The organism is Pseudomonas putida (genome assembly GCF_022627325.1).
GTDB lineage: Bacteria > Pseudomonadota > Gammaproteobacteria > Pseudomonadales > Pseudomonadaceae > Aquipseudomonas > Aquipseudomonas putida_X.
In genome coordinates, this window is record NZ_JAETZZ010000019.1 from 1 (window position 1) to 20,570 (window position 20,570).

Genomic DNA, 20,570 nt, shown 5'->3' on the forward strand with positions numbered 1-20,570 from the left:
CAAACTCTTCAGTTCAATACTGCTTGGGTTTTTAAGAAACCCTAAACTTGGCTCAGCAATCTCAAATGACTATGTGATTTCTCGCATGGTCACTTGTGATGCTGATAATCTTTTTGACTATCAGTCCATACTCACAAGCACCCACACGAATTGCTTGATTCGATTTGTTAAAGAGCGTTTGGTTAAGAGCGCTTCGTCTCAACCGAGGCGCGCATTCTACGCTTTCCTCAGAGCCTGTCAAGCGTTTATTTTGAAGTTTTTGCGAGAAACTCGTTTAGCTTCAAACACTTGGCTCGCTTCGACCTCTCGTAGCGGGAGGCGAATAATACAGCGTTTAGAAGCGCTGTCAACCACCATTTCAACCGCTATCGATCAGATGACCGAAGCACCTCTAGCACTACCTGGATTAAGCAACTCTTGAATTTCAAGGAGTTTCTCGTTCCGACCACGCTGGAAGTGGGGCGCATTATAAGGGGATTCGGGAAGGCGTCAAGGAGTTATTTCAAATCACACCCATTTTGCCAAATAAGTGTTTTTCAGGGCACCTTGCACCACCCCCTTGCATTTGCGCACTATATTGCACACCTAGCCCTCATCTGAAGGAATGCCGAGCACAAATGAACACCCAGCCCCGCAGCCTGGCCCCTACGCTTTTTCCTATAGGCCTGCTGCTTATCGCCATGGCATCGATTCAGTCCGGTGCATCTCTGGCCAAAAGCATGTTCCCCATCATTGGCGCACAAGGCACCACAACACTGCGCCTGATATTCGCCAGCATCATCATGCTGCTGATTCTGCGCCCCTGGCGCGTACGGATGACCACACAGACACTCCGTAATGTGATCATCTATGGCATGGCCTTGGGCGGGATGAATTTCCTCTTCTATATGGCACTGCAGACAACACCACTGGGCATCGCTGTAGCCCTGGAGTTCACCGGCCCATTGGCCGTGGCGCTTTTCGCATCGCGGCGCGCCGTTGATTTCCTGTGGATTGCGCTGGCAGTCAGCGGCCTGCTGCTGCTGATCCCAGTCGGCCATGGCGGCCAGCCCCTCGACCTCACGGGCGCCGTCTATGCACTGGGTGCCGGCGTGTGCTGGGCCCTGTACATTCTGTTTGGCCAACGCGCCGGAGCAGAACATGGGATTCAGAGTGCAGCACTGGGTGTAGTGGTCGCAGCGATATTCGTTGCCCCGATCGGCATCGCTCATGCAGGCACCGCACTGTTGACACCTGCCCTCATCCCGCTGGCCCTAGGCGTTGCAATACTCTCGACTGCCCTCCCCTATAGCCTGGAAATGGTCGCCCTGACCCGCATGCCGGCACGCACTTTCGGCACGCTGATGAGCATAGAACCCGCCATTGGCGCCCTTTCCGGCTTATTGTTCCTCGGTGAGCTGCTGAGCTTGACCCAGTGGCTGGCCATTCTCGCCATCATTGCCGCGTCAGTGGGCGCCACGCTGTCCATGCGCCGCGACGCCAAGCCCCCGGTAGCGGCCGATTAGTTGAGAAATATTTTCATTGGCCCGGAATTGACCATTGTAGCGAGCAGCCCTGCTGATTAAGCTGTCACAGAACCATAATCTCTACGCTATCTACTTGCATGAACACGGATGCCAAAGACTATTCAGGAAGAACCGAAGCGATAACGACAGGGTCAGACAACTGATCAACCCTGCATTTAAGGACAGGAATGAAACGTATTTTGCTCATCCTGGCCGTCTTGGCCATTGCCGGATGTGCCGCGACGGCCAAGACCGAGGTCAAAAGAGGGAAGAAGGGCCTGCACATAAACTGCTCCGGCCTCTCCTCGTCCTGGGACAAGTGCTATAGCAAGGCCGCCACGGCTTGCAGCACACGCGGTTACAAGGTCATCGCCCGCTCTGGAGACACCGACGAGGAGCCGGGTGATTACCTCTTCGGCATCAACCCCGCCGGTTATACCAGCCGCAGCATGATCGTTATCTGCAAGTGAACAGAAAGGGCAGCTCGTGAGCTGCCCTTCTTCTATTCACTGCCCAAATCGGCTGCTTACAAAGCCGCTGTTCGCGCCTCAAGCCAAGCCAACCCATCGCCTGACAGCAGCGGAGCAAGGCGCTCGCGGACCGTCGCGTGGTAGCCGTTGAGCCAGGCAAGTTCATCCTGGGTGAGGGACTCGGTGAGCAGGCAACGCGTATCGATAGGGCATAACGTCAGGGTCTCGAAATTGAGGAAATCCCCGAACGCGCTTTTGCCCGATGCACGGTTGACCACCAGGTTCTCGATGCGCACACCCCAAGCCCCAGGGCGATAGGTCCCAGGCTCGATGGAGCTGATCATCCCCTCCTGCATGGCGGTCTGCGGTGTGGTTGCAGCCTGATACGCAATGACCTGCGGCCCTTCATGCACATTCATGAAATAGCCGACACCGTGGCCAGTGCCATGGCCATAGTCGACCTGATCCGCCCAAATCGGTGCCCTCGCGATCGCATCGAGCAGTGGCGACAGAATACCGCGCGGGAACGTGGCGCGTGACAGAGCGATCATGCCCTTGAGCACCCGGGTGCAATCTTGTTTCTGCTCAATGCTTGGCGTGCCGACCGGCATCATCCGCGTGATGTCGGTGGTGCCCCCCAGGTACTGACCTCCCGAGTCGATCAGCAGCAAACCGTTACCTTCAATGACCGCGTGAGACTGCTCCGTGGCACGGTAATGGGGCATTGCACCATTGGCGTTGAAGGCAGCAATGGTAGAGAAGCTCAGCGAGACAAAATCGGGGCGCCGTGCACGGGCAGCACTCAATTTCTCATCGATGGTCAGTTCGGTGATGGCCTCCTTTCCCTGACTCGCTTCAAACCAAGCGAAGAACTCGCACAAAGCTGCGCCATCCTGCTCCATGACGCGGCGGATGTGCACCAGTTCCTCTTCACCCTTGCGTGATTTGCTCAACGTCGTCGGGTTCAACCCCTCAATCAGCGACACCTGCGGGCCCAGGTTCTTGAGCAGGCCACACGTCACGCGCGCAGGGTCGACCCAAAGCCGGCCGCCGGCAGGTATCGCTGACAGCGCCTCGCCAACCTGCGAATAATCACGCACCTCGATACCATCGGCTTCCAGTACTTGGCGCAAATGCTCATCAACCTTTCCAGCACCGACGAACAAAGTGGCCTGCTGTTGGCTGATCAATGCGAAGGAAACGAATACCGGGTTGTAGGAGACATCACTACCACGCAAATTGAACAACCAGGCGATGTCATCCAGGGTCGCGATGAAGTGCCAGTCTGCGCCCTTCTCTTCCATGGTGCGGCGCAACTGGGCAAGTTTTTGCGACCGACTGACAGTGGCGTGAGGCGGCAGGTGCTGATACACCGGGTTACCAGGCAGCGCAGGGCGCCCTTCCCAAACTTCGGCCAGCAAATCCTGATGGGTTACCAAGCGAATGTCCCTGCCCTTGAGACGCTCCTCGAGCTGACGCGCAGACGCCAGGGCCATGACCGCCCCGTCCACGGCCACTGCGCCTTCGGCCCGGACATTGTCGCCCAGCCACTCCAAAGCACCCGGCTTACCCGGCAGCAGCTTCATGAGTTCGATGCCGCTACCTGCCAGCTCCTTGAGGGCTTGTTCCCAGTAACGGCTATCGGCCCACACGCCGGCGAAATCCGCAGTGACAACCAACGTACCCACCGAGCCATCGAAGCCCGACAGCCACCGCCGCCCCTGCCAGTAGCCCGGTAGGTACTCAGAAAGGTGCGGGTCGGCAGAGGGCACCAGCAGGGCATCAATCCCATCCCTGGCCATTACCTCGCGCACGCGCATCAGGCGCTCGGACACACTCTGCTCACGGGTGGTTTGAACGTTCATTCGCACTCCTGCGGTATCTCGATTGATCCAGAGGCACGATAATGGAACAGCCAACCTCACCCTGCAATCTCGACGACCGACTCCCGGCCTGCAAGCCATCCCTGCGCGCGCAAGAATGAAAGCAATAGGAGCCTTCACGAACCACCGATCGCTTCCACATGAACTTCCCCTAACCCCGGGCTTCACAAGCAGTACATTCATTGCAGACAGGCTGATGCCCATGCCCAGCACCTGCGAATCAAAAGCGGGGGTCGTCCTCCTCGATACTCGCGAGCACACTCCAGAGCACGAACACACAGTGCACCTGAAGCTGGCTGAGGGCCTGGCCGAGCTTCTCGGATGCACGCGAGTGCCCCCAGACAAGCCCCCCAAAGCGGCCGACCGCTATTACTACCTCCCCACAGAAACCCTCATCGACCCGCAACGCTATGCCCACCTGGGCATCCACACTGAACATGACCTGTTCGGTGGCTTGGTCAGCCACCCTTACATGGCAACCAAGGCGATCTCCCATCCTTTGCCTGCCAATGCCACCTTCCCCATAGGCTGGACTGACGACTTCGGCCGCCAGGCCAGCGATGCGCTGCTGTGCGGTTACACCGTATTCAGCAAAGCCGATGCCCGACGAGCCGCGCAGCTACTACTGCGTGATCGCGCAGTGCGGCTCAAACCTGTGCTGGCTCGCGCGGGGCGCGGCCAACAGGTGATCGTTGAACTGGATGAACTGGAGCCTTTACTGGCCAACATCGACGATCAGGACCTGGCACTGTGGGGGCTTGTGCTGGAGGAGGACCTCAGTGAAGTCGAAACCTTCAGCGTCGGCCAAGTGCGTGTCGCCGGCCTGAGCTGCAGCTACTTCGGCACCCAGCAACTGACCCTGGACCACCAAGGCACGGAGGTTTACGGAGGTTCCGATCTGGTGGTGGTGCGCGGCGACTACCATGCCTTGTTGCAACTGCCGCTGGAGGACCACCTGCGCCTTGCCGTCAACCAGGCCCTGACCTATGAGCATGCAGCCGAGCAGCACTTTCCAGGCTTCATCGCCTCCCGGCGCAACTACGACATCGCCCGCGGCAAAAACCATGAGGGCCATATGCGCAGTGGCGTGCTCGAACAATCCTGGCGCCTGGGCGGCGCCAGCAGCGCAGAGCTACTGGCCCTACAAGCCTTTGCCGATGACCCGGCACTGCAACGGGTGCGTGCCTCCACCCACGAAATATTCGGCACGCCCAACCTTCCCACTGACGCCACCCTCTTCTATCAAGGAAACGACAGTGAACTCGGACAATTCTGCAAATACGCGCGGATTCGCGAGCATGGCCATTCAGAGTGAAACCATCGAGCTGCAGGTCGAGGATGAAAGCATTAGCGGCACTCTGGTCAGCCCCGGCAGCAAAATGCCCGGCATCCTTTTCGTACATGGTTGGGGCGGCAGCCAGCAACGCGACCTTGCTCGGGCCCGGCATATCACCGGCTTGGGTTGTGTCTGCATGACCTTTGACCTGCGCGGTCACGAAAAAACCGAAAGCCAGCGCCTCACCGTAACCCGCGAACAGAATCTCAAAGACTTGCTGGCAGCTTACGATCGCCTGGTCAGCCATCCCGCCGTAGACAGCAGCGCCATAGCCGTCATTGGCAGCAGCTACGGTGGTTATCTGGCCCCCCTGCTGACACTGCAACGGCCAGTGAAATGGCTGGCCCTACGCGTACCGGCATTGTACTGGGACGAGGAATGGGACACGCCCAAACAAACGCTGGACCGTCAACGCCTGAATGCCTACCGCCAACGCCTGCTTGGCCCCAGTGACAATCGTGCACTGGCCGCTTGCGCACAGTTCGCGGGTGACGTGCTGCTGGTGGAATCTGAACAGGATGACTATGTGCCGCACACCACGCTGATGAGCTATCGCTCGGCCTTCATCAGCGCCCATTCACTGACCCACCGCATAGTCGATGGTGCCGACCACGCACTATCGAGTGAAGAAAGCCAAAAAGCCTACAGCTCGATCCTCGCTTCGTGGGTCAGCGAGATGGTGACGGGTGCACGCCTGGACCGTTATCCCCACTACGCCCCCTGGTATGCCTGAGGATGGCCTTGTGAAAAACTGACCGTTCAAATCACCACATTGCGTACGAAACGCGTCGGCACGTCACCATCGTTGCGGTAGGCATAGAGGCAGTTACTGGGAAACACATGAAACTGCCCCACGTGCAGGCAGTGTTCGGTCTGCTCAATGATCAGGGTCAGTTGCCCTTCGGCCACGTAAATCTGTTCGCTCCAGCCCTCGGCATCGGCCTCGCTGGTGTAGCACTCACCGGGTGCCAGAGTCCACTCCCAGATCTCCACCTCTCGCCGCGCGGCGCTGCTGGCCAGGAGCACCGCTTTGCTCTGGGGATGCTCACCGGCCCAGGCCAGCTCGTCGATGCGGCTGGTATCGCGCTGGTCGGGCGCCTGGATCAGCCGACTGAAGGCGACCCCCAACGCTTCGGCTATCAGGTCGAGCGTAGTCAGGCTGACATTCTTTTCACCGGCCTCGATCGCCACCAGCATGCGCCGGCTGACACCTGAGCGTTCGGCCAAGGCACTCTGGCTCATCCCCGCTGTATTGCGCAGGCCACGAACGTTGAGGCTCACATGCTGCAGCACCGAAGCACGGTGCGCGGAATCTCTGTGCACTATATTGCTCACTTTAACCGGTTGCGCAGTATACTGCCCACTTTGCGGCGATTGTGCGCTGCCCCTTCAGAGTAAGCAAGACCATGAGCCAACCGATCATCCCTCAGCAAACCACCGTCTCCTTGCGCCTGAGCAAAGCTGAGGTGGTACTGGTGTTCATCACCATGCTGTGGGGCGGCACCTTCTTGCTGGTGCACAACGTCATGACCGTGAGTGGCCCGATGTTCTTCGTCGGCCTGAGGTTTGCTGCAGCGGCCTTGTTCGTGGGGCTCGTCTCGGTACGCGCGCTGCCTGGGCTGACATTCACCGAAATAAAGGCTGGCGTGCTGATCGGGGCGACCATCATGCTGGGTTATGGTTTGCAAACCATGGGCCTGCAGACCATCAGCAGCAGCCAGTCGGCCTTTATTACTGCGCTGTATGTTCCCTTCGTACCGCTGTTGCAATGGCTAGTGCTTGGCCGCCGTCCAGGGCTGATGCCAAGCCTGGGTATCTGCCTGGCGTTCCTCGGCCTGATGCTGCTCGCTGGCCCCGAGGGCGGGTCCCTGCATTTCAGCGAGGGTGAAGTGGTGACATTGGTGAGTGCCGTGGCCATCGCCGCCGAGATCATTCTGATCAGCCGGTATGCCGGACAGGTCGATGTGCGCCGCGTCACCGTTGTGCAACTGGCCACCGCCTCGCTGCTCTCGTTCCTGATGATCGTACCGACGCAGGAGCCCATCCCCGACTTTTCCTGGCTGTTGCTGCTCAGCGCACTGGGCCTGGGCGCCATGAGTGCCGTGATCCAGGTGGCGATGAACTGGGCGCAAAAATCAGTATCGCCTACCCGCGCTACCCTGATCTACGCCGGCGAGCCGGTGTGGGCCGGGATCGTCGGCCGCCTCGCCGGCGAGCGCCTGCCCGGGGTGGCCTTGCTGGGCGGGCTGCTGATCGTCATCGCCGTGGTGGTGAGCGAACTCAACGTTCGACGCCATCGCCCAGCCAGCGAAGCGCTCGAGCTGGAGGGCGAACGCGAAGGCGGCCTGTAAAACAGCGAACAACAGCTATGCTCTGTAAGAAACTGTTATAAAAAAACCGCCTGTCACACCTTGTTTGTATGATTCTGCGACAGCTTGCGTGTTGGTGATCAACCGCTCGGCACGTATGATCCTTGACAAACCTTTCCAGAATAGAACGCTATGTCCTTGATAGTGCTACTGCTTCTGCCGTTCGTGGGCAGTTGCCTGGCAGCTGTGCTGCCGCACAACGCACGTAACGCCGAATCCATCCTGGCTGGGCTGGTGGCCCTGGTCGGTACCGTTCAGGTAGCACTGCTATACCCCCAGGTTGCCCACGGCGGTGTGATCCGCGAGGAGTTCCTCTGGTTGCCAAGCCTGGGCCTGAACCTGGTCCTGCGCATGGATGGCTTTGCCTGGCTGTTCTCGTTGCTGGTGTTGGGCATAGGCACCCTGGTGTCGCTGTATGCGCGCTACTACATGTCGCCACAAGACCCGGTACCACGCTTTTTTGCCTTCTTTCTGGCGTTCATGGGCGCCATGCTCGGCCTGGTAATCTCGGGCAACCTGATCCAGCTGGTGTTTTTCTGGGAACTGACCAGCCTGTTCTCGTTCCTGCTGATCGGCTACTGGCACCACCGCGCCGACGCCCGACGCGGCGCTTATATGGCGTTGATGGTGACCGGTGCCGGCGGCCTGTGCCTGTTGGTCGGCGCCTTGTTGCTGGGCCATGTGGTGGGCAGCTATGACCTGGACAAAGTGCTGGCTGCTGGTGAGACCATTCGCCAGCACGCGCTGTATCCAGTGCTGCTGCCGCTGATCCTGGTCGGCGCATTGAGCAAGAGCGCGCAGTTCCCCTTCCAGTTCTGGCTACCTCATGCCATGGCCGCACCCACCCCGGTTTCAGCTTATCTGCACTCAGCGACCATGGTGAAGGCCGGGGTGTTCTTGCTGGCACGGCTGTGGCCGGTGCTTTCGGGCACCGAAGAGTGGTTCTGGATCGTCGGTGGCGCGGGGGCCATAACCTTGCTGCTGGGTGCTTTCGCAGCGATGTTTCAGAATGATCTCAAGGGCCTGCTGGCGTATTCGACCATCAGCCACCTGGGCCTGATCACGCTGCTATTGGGCTTGAACAGCCCACTCGCGGCAGTGGCCGCCGTGTTTCACATACTCAACCATGCCACGTTCAAGGCTTCGCTGTTCATGGCCGCCGGGATCATCGACCACGAAAGCGGCACCCGCGACATCCGCCGCCTCAGCGGGCTGATCCGGCTGGTGCCGTACACCGCGACCCTGGCGATGGTGGCCAGCGCCTCGATGGCCGGCGTGCCATTGATGAACGGCTTCCTGTCCAAGGAAATGTTCTTCGCCGAAACTGTGTTCATCAGCTCCACGGCCTGGGTCGAGGCCACGCTGCCAGTGATAGCGACCCTGGCCGGCACCTTCAGCGTGGCCTACGCCTTGCGCTTCACCGTCGACGTATTCTTTGGCCCTGCCGCCCAAGACCTGCCTCACACACCTCACGAACCGCCTCGCTGGATGCGCGCACCCGTCGAACTGCTGGTTCTCACCTGCCTGGTGGTGGGCATTTTCCCTGCCCAGTCGGTCGGCCCCTTGCTGGCCGCTGCAGCCCTTCCGGTGGTGGGTGGTACGCTGCCCGAGTACAGCCTGGCCATCTGGCACGGCTGGAATGCCCCGCTGATCATGAGCCTGGTGGCCATGAGCGGCGGTATCGTGCTGTACCTGCTGTTGCGCAAGCAGTTGCGCCGTGGGCGCTTCCCGTATCCACCCCTGATCGAGCGGTTCAATGGCAAGCGCCTGTTCGAGCACGGCCAGGTGCACCTGATGTTACTCGCCAGGCGCATCGAGGGGCTGCTGACCACTCGCCGCCTGCAAGCGCAGCTGTTCATGCTGGTGCTCGCCGCCTTCCTCGCGGGGCTCACACCCATGCTGTACAGCGGCCTGAGTTGGGGTGACCGCCCGAAAATCCCGGGGTCAGGTGTGTTCGTCGCCCTCTGGGTGATCGCTATCGCATGCGCCATCGGCGCTGCCTACCAAGCCAAGTATCACCGCTTGGCGGCCTTGATCATGGTCGGCGTCTGCGGCCTCATGACCTGCATCACCTTCGTCTGGTTCTCCGCACCTGACCTGGCACTGACCCAACTGGTCGTCGAGGTGGTCACCACGGTACTGATCCTGCTTGGCCTGCGCTGGTTGCCGCGGCGTATCGAAGGTGTCTCGCCGCTGCCCGGGAGCCTCGACCGCGCCCGCATGCGCCGCCTGCGCGACCTGCTGCTGGCGATCCTGGTCGGCGGTGGCATGGCGCTGCTGTCCTACGCCATGCTGACACGACCCACGCCGAACGACATTTCTTCGTTCTATCTGAGCCGGGCCTTGCCACAAGGTGGCGGTACCAATGTGGTCAACGTGATGCTGGTTGACTTCCGCGGCTTCGACACACTGGGCGAGATCACCGTGCTGGTGGCCGTCGCCCTGACCGTATTCGCCCTGCTGCGCCGCTTCCGCCCACCCAAGGAGAGCATGCAGTTGCCAGCTCAGCAGCGCCAGCTTGCACCTGACGTGGTCACCGACCTGATCAACCCGCGCCATGCCACCGACACAGCTTTGGGCTTCATGATGGTGCCTGCAGTGCTGGTACGGCTGCTGCTGCCGATCGCCCTGCTGATCTCGATGTACCTGTTCATGCGCGGCCACAACCAGCCTGGCGGCGGCTTTGTCGCGGGCCTGGTGATGTCGGTGGCATTCATCCTCCAGTACATGGTCGCAGGCACCCAATGGGTCGAAGCCCAGATGAGCCTGCGCCCACTGCGCTGGATGGGCACCGGGCTACTCTGTGCGACCCTGACCGGGGGCGGCGCCATGCTGCTGGGCTACCCGTTCCTGACCACCCATACCGCCCACCTGCACCTGCCAGTGCTCGGCGATGTGCACGTGGCCAGCGCGCTGTTCTTCGACGTCGGCGTGTACACCGTGGTGGTCGGTTCGACCCTGCTGATCCTCACTGCCCTGGCCCACCAGTCGGTGCGAGCCTACCGCCCGGGTAATCCGTCGAAACCCAGCCAAGCAGGAGCCGCCTGATGGAAGAAGTCATTGCAGTCGCCATCGGCGTACTGGCCGCATCGGGCGTGTGGCTTATCCTGCGCCCTCGGACCTACCAGGTGATCATGGGCCTGTGCCTGCTATCGTATGGCGTCAACCTGTTCATCTTCAGCATGGGCAGCCTGTTCATCGGCAAGGAGCCGATCATCAAGGAAGGCGTGACCCAGGACCTGCTGCACTACACCGACCCGCTGCCCCAGGCACTGGTTCTGACGGCCATCGTCATCAGCTTTGCCATGACCGCCCTGTTCCTGGTGGTGCTGCTGGCCTCTCGCGGCCTGACCGGCACCGACCACGTGGATGGCCGGGAGCGTGAAGAATGAGCGAGATGAGCCGACTGATCGTCGCCCCCATCCTGCTGCCGCTGCTGACCGCCGCAGTAATGCTGATACTGGGCGAAAAGCACCGCCTGCTCAAGGCGCGCCTCAACCTGCTGTCGACCTTCACCGGGCTGGTCATCGCCGTCAGCTTGCTGTTGTGGGTGCGCGTCCAGGGCCAGGCGGAATCGATTGGCGTGTACCTGCCGGGCAACTGGCCCGCGCCTTTTGGCATCGTGCTGGTGGTTGATCACCTTTCGGCGCTGATGCTGACGTTGACCGGGGTCATCGGCATCAGCGCCCTGCTGTTCGCTCGCGCCCGCTGGGACAGCGCCGGCGCCAGCTTCCACGCACTGTTCCAGATCCAGTTGATGGGCCTGTATGGCGCCTTCCTGACTGCCGACCTGTTCAACCTGTTCGTCTTTTTCGAAGTGCTGCTAGCGGCCTCGTATGGCCTGCTGCTGCACGGTTCGGGAAGAGCGCGGGTGCGCGCCGGCCTGCATTACATCGCCATTAACCTGTTCGCTTCTTCGCTGTTTCTGATTGGCGCCGCGATGCTTTACGGTGTGACCGGCACCCTGAACATGGCCGACCTCGCGCTGAAAGTACCGTTGGTGCCCGAGGCCGACCGTGGTTTGCTGCACGCGGGCGCGGCAATCCTGGCCGTAGCCTTCCTGGCGAAGGCCGGCATCTGGCCGCTGAATTTCTGGCTGGTACCGGCGTATGCCTCGGCCAGCGCACCCGTCGCCGCATTGTTCGCCATCATGACCAAGGTTGGCTTGTACGCTGTATTGCGGCTCTGGTCCCTGTTGTTCTCGGGCCAGGCCGGTGCATCGGCGCATTTCGGTGGGCAATGGCTGATCTACGGGGGCTTGGTCACCCTTGCCATCGCAGCCGTATCGATCCTTGCCGCACAGCGACTGGAGCGCATGGCGGCACTGAGCATACTGGTTTCGGCAGGCACCCTGCTGGGCGCGATCGGCTTCGCCCAGCCGGCCCTGACGGGTGCAGCCCTGTTCTATCTGGTCAACTCGACGTTGGCACTGTGTGCCCTGTTCCTGCTCGCCGAACTGGTGGAACGCTCTCGCTCGGCCAACGAGCCGCCGCTGGAGGACGAAGAAGGCAGCATGCCCTCGCCACTGGAATCACTGCACCCGCCCAAAGGGATCAACCTCGACGATGAGCAGAAGGCAGTGATCGGCCAGATCATTCCCTGGACCATGGCGTTCCTGGGCCTGAGCTTCATTGCCTGTGCGTTGCTGATCATCGGCATGCCACCGCTGTCTGGCTTCGTCGGCAAACTCAACTTGATCAGTGCGCTGTTCAACCCACTGGGGTTGGGAATGCCGAGCGAACGCCCGCTGTCTGCGGCCGGCTGGGTGCTGGTAGTCCTGCTCGTCCTGTCTGGCATGGCCTCGCTGATCGCTTTCGGCCGCGTGGGCATCCAGCGTTTCTGGAAGCCTGAAGAGCGCCCCTCTCCAGTACTGCGGCACTATGAATGCCTGCCGATCGTCATTTTGCTGGGCCTGTGCATCATGCTCAGTTTCCGGGCCGAGCCGCTGCTACGATACACCCAGGACACGGCTGCCAGCCTGCAGGCCCCTGACACCTACATCAAGGCCGTGATGGCCGCGCAGCCGATACCCGGCCCGACCACGCTCGACGCACAGGTGCAGCCATGAGCCGACTTTTCCCCGCACCGCTGCTGTCTGTCGCGCTGTTCGTACTGTGGCTGCTGCTGAATCTGTCGGTAAGCCCGGGCAACCTGCTGCTCGCCGCCGTGCTTGGCATTCTGGCGCCGCTGCTGATGGCGCCACTGCGCCCCCAGCACGCCCGCGTGCGCAGGCCGCTGATGGTCGTAAAACTGCTGGGCCGGGTGGGTATCGACGTCATCCAGTCCAACCTGCAAGTCGCCCTCAGCGTTTTGCGCGCCGGGCAACACCCGCCTCGCTCAGCCTTTGTCCATATCCCACTGGACCTGCGCGATGCCCACGGCCTGGCAGCACTGTCGATGATCACCACCGTGGTGCCCGGTACCGTCTGGTCAGAGCTGGCACTGGACCGCAGCGTCCTGCTGCTGCACGTGTTCGACCTCAAGGATGAAAACGCCTTCATCGAGCACTTCAAACACGCCTACGAACGACCGCTGATGGAGATTTTCCAATGACAGGCCTGCTAGCCTACGCAGTGCTCGCCAGCTTGTTCATCTTTGCCCTGGCCATGGGCCTGACGCTGATCCGGCTGTTTCGCGGCCCCTCCGCCCAGGACCGGGTACTGGCACTGGACTACCTGTACATCCTGGGCATGCTCATGATGCTGGTACTGGGGATCCGCTATGCCAGCGATACCTACTTTGAAGGTGCACTATTGATTGCACTGTTCGGCTTTGTCGGCTCGTTTGCCTTAGCCAAGTTCCTGCTGCGTGGCGAGGTAATAGAATGACCGAGGTTCTTGAACTACCGCTCTGGCTCGAGCTCATTACCGCCGCCCTGCTGCTGCTCGGCAGCCTGTTCGCGCTGATCGGGGCCATTGGCCTGCTGCGCCTCAAGGATTATTTCCAGCGCATGCACCCGCCAGCCCTGGCCTCGACCATCGGAGCCTGGTGCGTTGCCTTGGCTTCGATCATCTACTTTTCATGGCTCAAGCAAGGCCCGGTACTGCACGCCTGGTTGATCCCTGTTCTACTGTCGATCACCGTACCGGTCACTACCCTGTTACTGGCCAGGGCGGCGCTGTTTCGCAAACGCATGGCCGGGGAAGCGGTACCCGAAGAAGTCAGTAATAGCCAGGAGGGTGGCAATTGATGTGCGGCAGGCTCATTGCTGGGTGATCCGCTGCAACGCTCGCCGCACCATCGCGACGTAGGGAGGTGGGCCTAATTGATAGAGCTGGGCCGCCACCCAGGTCAACCAGGCCCCCTTCATCTCATCGCGTCGCGCCAGCAAACGTTCTGCCTGTGCCAAGGCCATGGCCTGATGTTGTCGATGGAACGCGGCACGGCCGCCATCCGCCTCTTGCGCCTCGTTCATTCACTCGCCTTGAACGTGGTCAATTCACCCTTGCGCCATTTCGCGACCTTACCGGTAACGGCCTTGAGCAGCTTGCCCAAGCCCTCCTGGACTTGCTGTTGAGCCGCGAACACCAGCATTACGCCTTGGCCTTCACGAAACACGATACCTTCACCTTGCGGCACCGAGACAAAGGCATAGTCGCCGACGCCATAGACGTTCAGTTTGATCTCGCGAAAGCGCATTTCCAACTTGCCGCCCTCACGACTGGGCAATACGGCAGCACGAAAGTGATCCCCCACCTTCAATTCCAAACGCTGCTTGTCATCGACTACCAACGCACTCTCGGTGTCGATTTCGGCCATATACAGGCCTTCGGGACTTTGCTCGGTGACATAAACGAAACGGCCCTGAAACAGCTTGGCCAACTTACCGCGCAAATCGCCAAGGGCGAACAAAGCGTGGGTATCCAGAGTACTGACTGCCAATGAAGTAATCCTCAAATCGGTAACATCCGCCCCCACTCACCATCGGTGAGGCACGGCCCTTTCATTTCGATAGGCGAAAAGAGTAATGAAGCGATGTGCATAACGTCTGTGCCTTCTGGCTATACAGCATGGAGGAATCTTTACTCCTGCTTGCCAGACTTCGCCCAAAGGACGGGTTTAGGCACATTCCCCAACCGGGAAGCGTAATGTCTTACAACTATTCCGTCAGAAAAGATGCGATAGATAACGCCAGGCCCTTCGGCAGAACGGGCTCTGCAATCCATCAGCGCATTACTGGGAAGGAAATATGCACGAAAACACAGAAACACGTCGAGAGGCAAAGCGCATTTATTCTCGCCTCACACCGCGTTACGTCGTGATACCTGCCGGCATCGAGTTCTTCCACATCACCGAAAGCGCTACCGGTAGAGTAAAGGGCTTTCGGCGTCGCCACCATGATGCCTGCGAGCTGGCCCGCAGCCTCGAAAACTGAACCACAGTCAGGCGGCTCGGCCTTTCTCCAGCTGCTCCAGCCAGGCCACCTGACACGCCCGCGCCTCATCACGTGTCGCAAACGCAGGGCCCCGACGTTCGCCGTCCACCAGTACCACCCAGCAGACTCGGCGGCCCAACACCTGCAAGGCAGCGGGCACACCTGAGCCAATCATCACGGCTATATCGACTCGGCTATTCATCATCCCCTCCGGAACTTACTTAGCAACCTAACGATAAAGCCATGATACGGCCGACACCCGGCCGAAAAAAGCCAACATTGGTATAGCAGTATTGCGTCAGCAGCAACGAATCAGCCCGCACCCGCCAGCAAACGCAAAAAGCCCCAAGGATTGCTCCGTGGGGCCTGGCACACAACGCTCGGTCAGATCTGGCGCTGATGGCGATCGAGCTGCTCGTGGCGCTCCTGGGCTTCGATGCAGTACTTGGTGGTCGGGCTGATCAGCAGACGCTGCAGGCCGATCGGTTCACCACTGTCATCGCACCAGCCGAAGCTTTCGTCAGCGATACGGCCCAAGGCCATTTCCAGCTGCGGCAGCAAACGCTGATCACGTTCGATGGCATTTACCAACCAGTGACGCTCTTCTTCGACCGAGGCCACGTCGGCAGGATCCGACGGGGTATCCAGGCTTTCGATGGTGGCACGGCTCAGCTCGATGCGTTCATGGGTTTCTACTTTCATCGCCTGCAGCAGGCCAGTGAAGAAGGCCAGCTGATCAGCGTTCATGTAGTCATCGGCCGACATGGCCAGCAACTGTTCCTTGGTCATCGATTTCTCTATGAAAAATGTGCATTTGGGCGATTCGGGTGTCGCCAACGCCTCGGCATTGGCAACGGAATTCTTCAAGCGCCAATCGGCACTCTTTTGCAGGGGGCGGCAGTCTAAGGCCCCACGTCGCGAGGGGCAACACCAATCAGGGGGTAATTGACCGAAATGACATGGTTTACGCCTGACGGCAGCAAGTTGCCGTGCGGACGATGTCACTGGCAGTACATCTTTAAAGCCAAGGCAGATAACCCGGGCGGTTTCATGGGCCCCCGCCCCTAGACAGACGCCACCCAGGCCCCAGCCATGACATCATCCATCAGACTCCCGCGTGCCACCACCCCGTCCTGTTCCGTTGCCAAGCGGTTTGCCAGCCGCCCCACCCTGTTCGAAGTTGCCGCACAGCTTTTGATCAGGCACTGGCCCGATTATGGGCTCGATACCCAGCTCGATCCCCTTTCACTGCGGCTCGCCAGCTTCGGCCCGATCAGGGGGGTTGCCTATGTGCGCCCGCTGTATCAGGTCTTGGTGGAGCGATATTGCCAGCGGCGTACACTGAACCTGACCGCTAATCAGGATGTGATTTGTAGCACTCCGGTCATAGACCCCGACAATCCTGTTGCGGTTGACCTGCATGCATTTGAAACGTTGGTAAATGACTGCGGGCCAATGCTGCTGCACGCCTATCGCACAGCCATGGTCAACTTCTGGTGCGAGGCCGACAGCCACGGTGAAACGCCGTGGAAGTGGTTTGCCGACCACCTGCAGGCACTGCTGCGCAGCGCCGCCGAGCAAGCACACGCCGACGGCAAGCTGGTGGCTGCCGCGGCCACGCTCAAGGCATTGTCTGACAGCGCGGCCAAAGCGGATGACCTGCCAACCCTGACCAGCGACCATGGCGTTTCCATACACACCTTGGCCTGCGATTATTCAACTGCCTGGCAGATCGACCCTTATCTTGCCAGTGCGCTACTCATCGAACGGCCTGAATCCCCAGGCCAGCCGCCCTTCACCTTGTTATTCACGCCAACCGGCCGATTGCTGTCATTTGCGTCGCGCCAACAGCTGCAGGAAAGCATTGCCAGGCACTGGCCCTCCTCCGTCGCTATGTCGCCACCCAGCGTGCGCCTGGGCATTCCCCAACAGCCGCCATTTCAGGCCCAAGCGGCCAACTTGCTGCAGCAACAACTGGAATGCCTGGAGCTGGCCGCCTTGGAGTTCCAAGGCGCAAGCAGCGCCCAACAGCTCGCCGACACACTGGATCGGCTCACGTCCATGGCGCATCTGTGTGACAGGAGTGACGTGGCCAGCCAGCGAACACTGGTCGATCGGTTGCCGGACTGGATGCGTGCAGGCAAGCCCCAAGCCTTGATCGTCTACAGTTCGATGCTGACGGACGTCGCCCGCAGCATCTCTGAAAGCGAAGGGCAAACCTGGCTGGACGGTGTGCCTAACGCTCATGACTTTGCCTGCGAACGCCTCACCGAGCTGATCCGGCGTGACCACCCCGAATCCACGCTGAACCCGGCGGCCATGCGGGTGATCAATTATCAAACCGTCGAAACAGCGATACCACTGCCAGGCGAAGTCATCAATGGCGGGACCACAAAACCCTTGAGATTCAGCTTGGCTCAACTGGCCATCGCCAATCTGGGGCTGCTCAAACCCGGCCGCGTAGTAGTGGAAAGCGTCGATGGTCAAGCGATACCGGCGTGGTTGGACACGCTGGCACTGCGTGCGCTCGTCACCGAAGCGGACATCGGGTCGACCTATCCTGCGCGCTTACGCGCGTTGCTGCTCAATGATGCCCAGGCACGCGCGCACCGCGAGCACCTGTTCGCCAAACAGCTGAGTACCCAGTTGCCGACCAAAGTGATGGGGAGTTTTCTTGCCCGGGGCCGGCCATCGCCAGCGGCAATCGCGGCCATAGAGCAGGTGCTCGCGCCCTTGCCCAATGAGCACGGCAGTTGGGTCGTGCGCCCTCTAGGCCTGCTGCGAACAATGGATGCGACCGCCGATCATCCGCTCAATACCTGGCTGATCGAGGACGACGCCTGCAAAAGCGCCCGGTGCCTGTTGTACCGGCCCCTGCACCGCGAACCGGTGGTCGAATATGCAGACCGCATGGCGCTGCTGGTGGCGCTCTCAGAGCCTGGCGATCTGCAAAACGACGTGCTTCAACGTCTGGCCCCGGAGGACCGCCGCATCTATGCCCATGGTGGGTTCAAGGAGCCGCACCTGTTCTACCCGCTGGAGGATGACTGGGCAGTGCCACTGGGCAGGCCTGCGCCCATCACATTGTCACGAGAAGCCGCCCTGCTCAGCCCTGCCCGGGCCATTTACGAAGGATGCGTGCTGGAAACGTTGAGCAATTTCAAGGCGCAATCGGCAAGCAGCGCCGAAACCCGCTGGCAGCGCTGGCAAGCGCTGGGCTGGTTATTGCTCGACACCGTATTGCCCTTTGTCGAAGGCCCGCTCGCAGAGGCCACGTGGCTGGTGGAGATGGAAAGCACCTTTGTCCGCCTGGTCGGTGCAGAGGGTCAGGCCAGTGCAGAGGAGCGTACAGGCCAATGGATCGAACTGCTGGTCAATGTCGCATTCCTGATTTTCAACCATGCCATGAGACGGCTGGAGCAGGAGCATCCGCTGGCCACCGTCCTCGGCCCTGGTCAACAGCACGAGCGGATGCCTGCCCCAATGGTGTTGACCCACCCCGCTCAGACACAACTCGATTTCGCTTGGGCCCAACCAACACTCAGGCTCGACAGCGGCCAGGCCAAGGCGCTTGCCGCGCTGCAGGCAGATGTATCGACGATAACGCTCGGCCCACCCATCCCCACAGGGCCGATGCGCGGTTTGTATGTGCAGGCTGATCACTTACTGGTGCAGGTGCAGGGCATGCTGTTCAAGGCGCAGTTGGACCCGGTTCTGGATCAGATGCGAATTGTCGGCGGCGCAAACGACACATCCCCAGGCCCTTTGCTCAGGCGCGATGAGGCAGGCCGGTGGCAGCTGGACCTGCGCCTTCGGCTGCGCGGTGGCACCCCACCCTCCAAGCGCATCGCCAGTCTTCAAGCGCAACGCAAGCACAATACCCGGCAGAAGATCGAACGGGTGGTAAACGATTCGAAAAGCATCACCGAGCAGTTGCCGTACATGAAAAAGCTGCGCGAACTCGCCAGCCGGTCGGACGACCAGCGCGTATTACGTAACTGCCTCGAAAAGCTGCAGACGTTCGAGGCGTTCGTTGCCGAGCATATCCAGCGCCTGCAGGAGCTCAATGAGCTGACGCCAGTGACGGACTACAAAGTCAAACGGGCGGGGACGCTCTACCAGCACCTCAATTGCCATTTGCAGATCCGTGAAGTGTTGATGCGCCTGTACAAACCTGAACGTGCCCATTTGCTGGACATGATCGAGCACCAAGCCCAATTGACGCCCGCCGATCAAGGGATTCTTGCTACAAGGTTGGCCAACCTGACGTCGCTGATCGATAACCTGTTCGACAACGCCACGGCCTTCGACCAAGGGCTTGAGAACCTGCGCCAGCTGGCCAGCCCTTCGCTGCACGGCACCCTGACCATGGTGCAGGGGCTTCAAGAGCAGCGAGGCCGTTGGTCACCCTTGCACTGGCGCGTCATACGCATCGAAAACTGTATCAACCGCATCGCGCTCGAACCGCTGAGCGACGCCGGAACCTTCTGGCTCGAGCGGACGGGGGACAGCATCGAACTGGCCGTAGGGCAACGGGTTCAGTTGAACAAGCGGGTCAATGCCAGCGACGAGGCCAAGCACCGCTTGCTGGAAAATATCAGGCAGCATCTGGAGACTGCTAAACGACGGGCCGGCATCCTGCAAAGCCAGTTCGAAGAGGCCGCAGTACCCACGGCGTTGACACAACTGCTCAGCGATGTCGGCGACATGACCGCAGAGGTGCTTGGCCAACTCGCCGAATACCCCGACTGGCCCCAATCCACCTCCGTGAAGCAGCTCAGCCAGCAATTGCCGGGCCTGATCGAAACCCGTGACGATGGTTTGCTGCTGGGCCAGCCGCGGGCGGACGATGAGAGCATCGTCGACATCCCTGGCAGCGAGCAAGGTTCAGTCACGCGCAGCTACAAGCGTGACAACGAGCAGTGGGTACCGGTACGCGCTGCACCCAATAATACTGACACACAGGCGCCAGCCAAGCTAAAGGCGCTACTCAGGGAAAGCGAAAGGCGGCTGGCCAGCGCAAGAAGCAGCCTGGCCCTGATGCAAGGCACCAGGGCCAATACTTATCTGCCCGTGGAGATCGAGGAGATACTACTGCTGCACCGCGAAGGCCTTGACCACCACCGCGCAGCCATCGAACTGCGCTTGACCCGTGCCAACCAGACTGACGAGAGCGTCCACGATGCCGATGCGGCACTGAGCATCAAGGCAATCGAAGACCTGTCGGCAACGCTGACAACGCAGGCGGTGGAACAGAGAACGCGGGTAGCGCTGCGGCAAAAGCCTCGAATGAGCGAACTGGCCTTTCTGCTGGAGCATAAGCAGGTGCAGGTTCGTACGACCGGGCCAAGGCGGGAACTGGCCAAGCTTGCCGGCAGGGCCGATGACTACCTGGAGGAATACGCCATCAGCCATCAGGGCGACGACCTCTGGTATGCACACTTCCACTATTCGGCCAGAGATGACGAGCAAACCGCCTATACTGCCGGCCACCTGAAAACGGCTGAGCAGCGCTACGCACGGGGCCGTGTCGTCAAGGACGCAGGCGGGCATGAGACCGAAGTGCATCGCAGCCCGATCGACCTGGCTGCGGCAAAGCGGTACTTCTTCAACCATCAGGCCTGATCATAGG

Annotated in this window: 19 protein-coding genes; 13 read left to right on the top strand and 6 right to left on the bottom strand. The window is 60.5% G+C overall.

The window, feature by feature from the left end; all coding sequences use genetic code 11:
* The 3 genes from JNA92_RS23800 to JNA92_RS23810 form a co-directional block, all read left to right on the top strand.
* Window positions 1-421: hypothetical protein (locus JNA92_RS23800; RefSeq protein WP_241806981.1), on the top strand; the 421-nt coding region annotated here is incomplete at its 5' end.
* 196 nt (window positions 422-617) lie between these two features.
* The gene (gene rhtA / locus JNA92_RS23805; RefSeq protein WP_241806982.1) at window positions 618-1,505 is read left to right on the top strand and encodes a threonine/homoserine exporter RhtA; all 888 of its coding nucleotides are present in this window, start codon (window positions 618-620) and stop codon (window positions 1,503-1,505) included.
* Between the two features lie 188 nt (window positions 1,506-1,693).
* Window positions 1,694-1,975, top strand: coding sequence for a hypothetical protein (locus JNA92_RS23810; RefSeq protein ID WP_241806983.1), 282 nt, complete (start codon window positions 1,694-1,696; stop codon window positions 1,973-1,975).
* Between the two features lie 56 nt (window positions 1,976-2,031).
* Here JNA92_RS23810 and JNA92_RS23815 read toward each other — a convergent pair whose 3' ends face one another.
* Complete coding sequence (locus JNA92_RS23815; protein ID WP_241806984.1) at window positions 2,032-3,840, bottom strand: aminopeptidase P family protein; 1,809 nt, start codon at window positions 3,838-3,840, stop codon at window positions 2,032-2,034.
* Window positions 3,841-4,054: 214 nt separating this feature from the next.
* Between JNA92_RS23815 and JNA92_RS23820 the strand changes: the two genes are divergently transcribed.
* Together JNA92_RS23820 and JNA92_RS23825 are read left to right on the top strand one after the other, a co-directional pair.
* Entirely contained in the window at window positions 4,055-5,173 is a 1,119-nt protein-coding gene (locus JNA92_RS23820) for a DUF3182 family protein (protein WP_241806985.1), read from the top strand.
* Window positions 5,157-5,927: an alpha/beta hydrolase family protein gene (locus tag JNA92_RS23825; RefSeq protein WP_241806986.1), complete on the top strand. Its 771-nt coding sequence runs from the start codon at window positions 5,157-5,159 to the stop codon at window positions 5,925-5,927. The genes JNA92_RS23820 and JNA92_RS23825 overlap by 17 nt, the downstream gene beginning before the upstream one ends.
* A 26-nt stretch (window positions 5,928-5,953) precedes the next feature.
* Here JNA92_RS23825 and JNA92_RS23830 read toward each other — a convergent pair whose 3' ends face one another.
* Complete coding sequence (locus JNA92_RS23830) at window positions 5,954-6,517, bottom strand: helix-turn-helix domain-containing protein (RefSeq protein WP_241806987.1); 564 nt, start codon at window positions 6,515-6,517, stop codon at window positions 5,954-5,956.
* Window positions 6,518-6,600: 83 nt separating this feature from the next.
* Here JNA92_RS23830 and JNA92_RS23835 point away from each other — a divergent pair, with 83 nt between their 5' ends.
* From JNA92_RS23835 to JNA92_RS23865, 7 genes are all read left to right on the top strand, one after another.
* Window positions 6,601-7,545, top strand: a complete 945-nt coding sequence (locus tag JNA92_RS23835) for a DMT family transporter (RefSeq protein ID WP_241806988.1) — start codon at window positions 6,601-6,603, stop codon at window positions 7,543-7,545.
* 150 nt (window positions 7,546-7,695) lie between these two features.
* Complete coding sequence (locus tag JNA92_RS23840; protein ID WP_241806989.1) at window positions 7,696-10,611, top strand: monovalent cation/H+ antiporter subunit A; 2,916 nt, start codon at window positions 7,696-7,698, stop codon at window positions 10,609-10,611.
* Window positions 10,611-10,955 carry a Na+/H+ antiporter subunit C gene (locus tag JNA92_RS23845; protein WP_043213881.1) on the top strand — a complete coding sequence of 115 codons (345 nt, stop codon included), beginning with the start codon at window positions 10,611-10,613 and terminating at the stop codon, window positions 10,953-10,955. Before JNA92_RS23840 ends, JNA92_RS23845 begins: the two co-directional genes overlap by 1 nt.
* On the top strand, window positions 10,952-12,631 hold the full coding sequence (locus JNA92_RS23850; protein WP_241806990.1) for a monovalent cation/H+ antiporter subunit D: 1,680 nt from the start codon (window positions 10,952-10,954) through the stop codon (window positions 12,629-12,631). Before JNA92_RS23845 ends, JNA92_RS23850 begins: the two co-directional genes overlap by 4 nt.
* Entirely contained in the window at window positions 12,628-13,116 is a 489-nt protein-coding gene (locus tag JNA92_RS23855) for a Na+/H+ antiporter subunit E (protein ID WP_241806991.1), read from the top strand. The genes JNA92_RS23850 and JNA92_RS23855 overlap by 4 nt, the downstream gene beginning before the upstream one ends.
* Window positions 13,113-13,391 (top strand): K+/H+ antiporter subunit F, encoded by a 279-nt coding sequence (locus tag JNA92_RS23860; protein ID WP_241806992.1) that lies wholly within the window; start codon window positions 13,113-13,115, stop codon window positions 13,389-13,391. Before JNA92_RS23855 ends, JNA92_RS23860 begins: the two co-directional genes overlap by 4 nt.
* Window positions 13,388-13,753, top strand: coding sequence for a Na+/H+ antiporter subunit G (locus tag JNA92_RS23865; protein ID WP_241806993.1), 366 nt, complete (start codon window positions 13,388-13,390; stop codon window positions 13,751-13,753). Before JNA92_RS23860 ends, JNA92_RS23865 begins: the two co-directional genes overlap by 4 nt.
* 12 nt (window positions 13,754-13,765) lie before the next feature.
* Here JNA92_RS23865 and JNA92_RS23870 read toward each other — a convergent pair whose 3' ends face one another.
* The 4 genes from JNA92_RS23870 to JNA92_RS23885 form a co-directional block, all read right to left on the bottom strand.
* Window positions 13,766-13,978 (bottom strand): hypothetical protein, encoded by a 213-nt coding sequence (locus tag JNA92_RS23870; protein ID WP_241806994.1) that lies wholly within the window; start codon window positions 13,976-13,978, stop codon window positions 13,766-13,768.
* The gene (locus JNA92_RS23875; protein WP_241806995.1) at window positions 13,975-14,445 is read right to left on the bottom strand and encodes a hypothetical protein; all 471 of its coding nucleotides are present in this window, start codon (window positions 14,443-14,445) and stop codon (window positions 13,975-13,977) included. The genes JNA92_RS23870 and JNA92_RS23875 overlap by 4 nt, the downstream gene beginning before the upstream one ends.
* A 500-nt stretch (window positions 14,446-14,945) precedes the next feature.
* Window positions 14,946-15,140 carry a hypothetical protein gene (locus tag JNA92_RS23880; protein WP_241806996.1) on the bottom strand — a complete coding sequence of 65 codons (195 nt, stop codon included), beginning with the start codon at window positions 15,138-15,140 and terminating at the stop codon, window positions 14,946-14,948.
* Window positions 15,141-15,322: 182 nt separating this feature from the next.
* A complete protein-coding gene (locus JNA92_RS23885; protein WP_012315289.1) occupies window positions 15,323-15,727 on the bottom strand; it encodes a TraR/DksA family transcriptional regulator in 405 nt (134 codons plus the stop codon).
* Window positions 15,728-16,393: 666 nt separating this feature from the next.
* Between JNA92_RS23885 and JNA92_RS23890 the strand changes: the two genes are divergently transcribed.
* Window positions 16,394-20,563, top strand: coding sequence for a DUF6543 domain-containing protein (locus JNA92_RS23890; RefSeq protein WP_241806997.1), 4,170 nt, complete (start codon window positions 16,394-16,396; stop codon window positions 20,561-20,563).
* Window positions 20,564-20,570 lie beyond the last annotated feature (7 nt).

What these genes read in the sequence shown, in the direction of transcription:
- rhtA (WP_241806982.1), top strand. Translation starts at nt 618, where the DNA reads ATGAACACCCAGCCCCGCAGCCTGGCCCCTACGCTTTTTCCTATAGGC.
- JNA92_RS23810 (WP_241806983.1), top strand. Translation starts at nt 1,694, where the DNA reads ATGAAACGTATTTTGCTCATCCTGGCCGTCTTGGCCATTGCCGGATGT.
- JNA92_RS23815 (WP_241806984.1), bottom strand. Translation starts at nt 3,840, where the DNA reads ATGAACGTTCAAACCACCCGTGAGCAGAGTGTGTCCGAGCGCCTGATG.
- JNA92_RS23820 (WP_241806985.1), top strand. Translation starts at nt 4,055, where the DNA reads ATGCCCATGCCCAGCACCTGCGAATCAAAAGCGGGGGTCGTCCTCCTC.
- JNA92_RS23825 (WP_241806986.1), top strand. Translation starts at nt 5,157, where the DNA reads ATGGCCATTCAGAGTGAAACCATCGAGCTGCAGGTCGAGGATGAAAGC.
- JNA92_RS23835 (WP_241806988.1), top strand. Translation starts at nt 6,601, where the DNA reads ATGAGCCAACCGATCATCCCTCAGCAAACCACCGTCTCCTTGCGCCTG.
- JNA92_RS23840 (WP_241806989.1), top strand. Translation starts at nt 7,696, where the DNA reads ATGTCCTTGATAGTGCTACTGCTTCTGCCGTTCGTGGGCAGTTGCCTG.
- JNA92_RS23845 (WP_043213881.1), top strand. Translation starts at nt 10,611, where the DNA reads ATGGAAGAAGTCATTGCAGTCGCCATCGGCGTACTGGCCGCATCGGGC.
- JNA92_RS23850 (WP_241806990.1), top strand. Translation starts at nt 10,952, where the DNA reads ATGAGCGAGATGAGCCGACTGATCGTCGCCCCCATCCTGCTGCCGCTG.
- JNA92_RS23855 (WP_241806991.1), top strand. Translation starts at nt 12,628, where the DNA reads ATGAGCCGACTTTTCCCCGCACCGCTGCTGTCTGTCGCGCTGTTCGTA.
- JNA92_RS23860 (WP_241806992.1), top strand. Translation starts at nt 13,113, where the DNA reads ATGACAGGCCTGCTAGCCTACGCAGTGCTCGCCAGCTTGTTCATCTTT.
- JNA92_RS23865 (WP_241806993.1), top strand. Translation starts at nt 13,388, where the DNA reads ATGACCGAGGTTCTTGAACTACCGCTCTGGCTCGAGCTCATTACCGCC.
- JNA92_RS23870 (WP_241806994.1), bottom strand. Translation starts at nt 13,978, where the DNA reads ATGAACGAGGCGCAAGAGGCGGATGGCGGCCGTGCCGCGTTCCATCGA.
- JNA92_RS23880 (WP_241806996.1), bottom strand. Translation starts at nt 15,140, where the DNA reads ATGAATAGCCGAGTCGATATAGCCGTGATGATTGGCTCAGGTGTGCCC.
- JNA92_RS23885 (WP_012315289.1), bottom strand. Translation starts at nt 15,727, where the DNA reads ATGACCAAGGAACAGTTGCTGGCCATGTCGGCCGATGACTACATGAAC.
- JNA92_RS23890 (WP_241806997.1), top strand. Translation starts at nt 16,394, where the DNA reads ATGCTGCTGCACGCCTATCGCACAGCCATGGTCAACTTCTGGTGCGAG.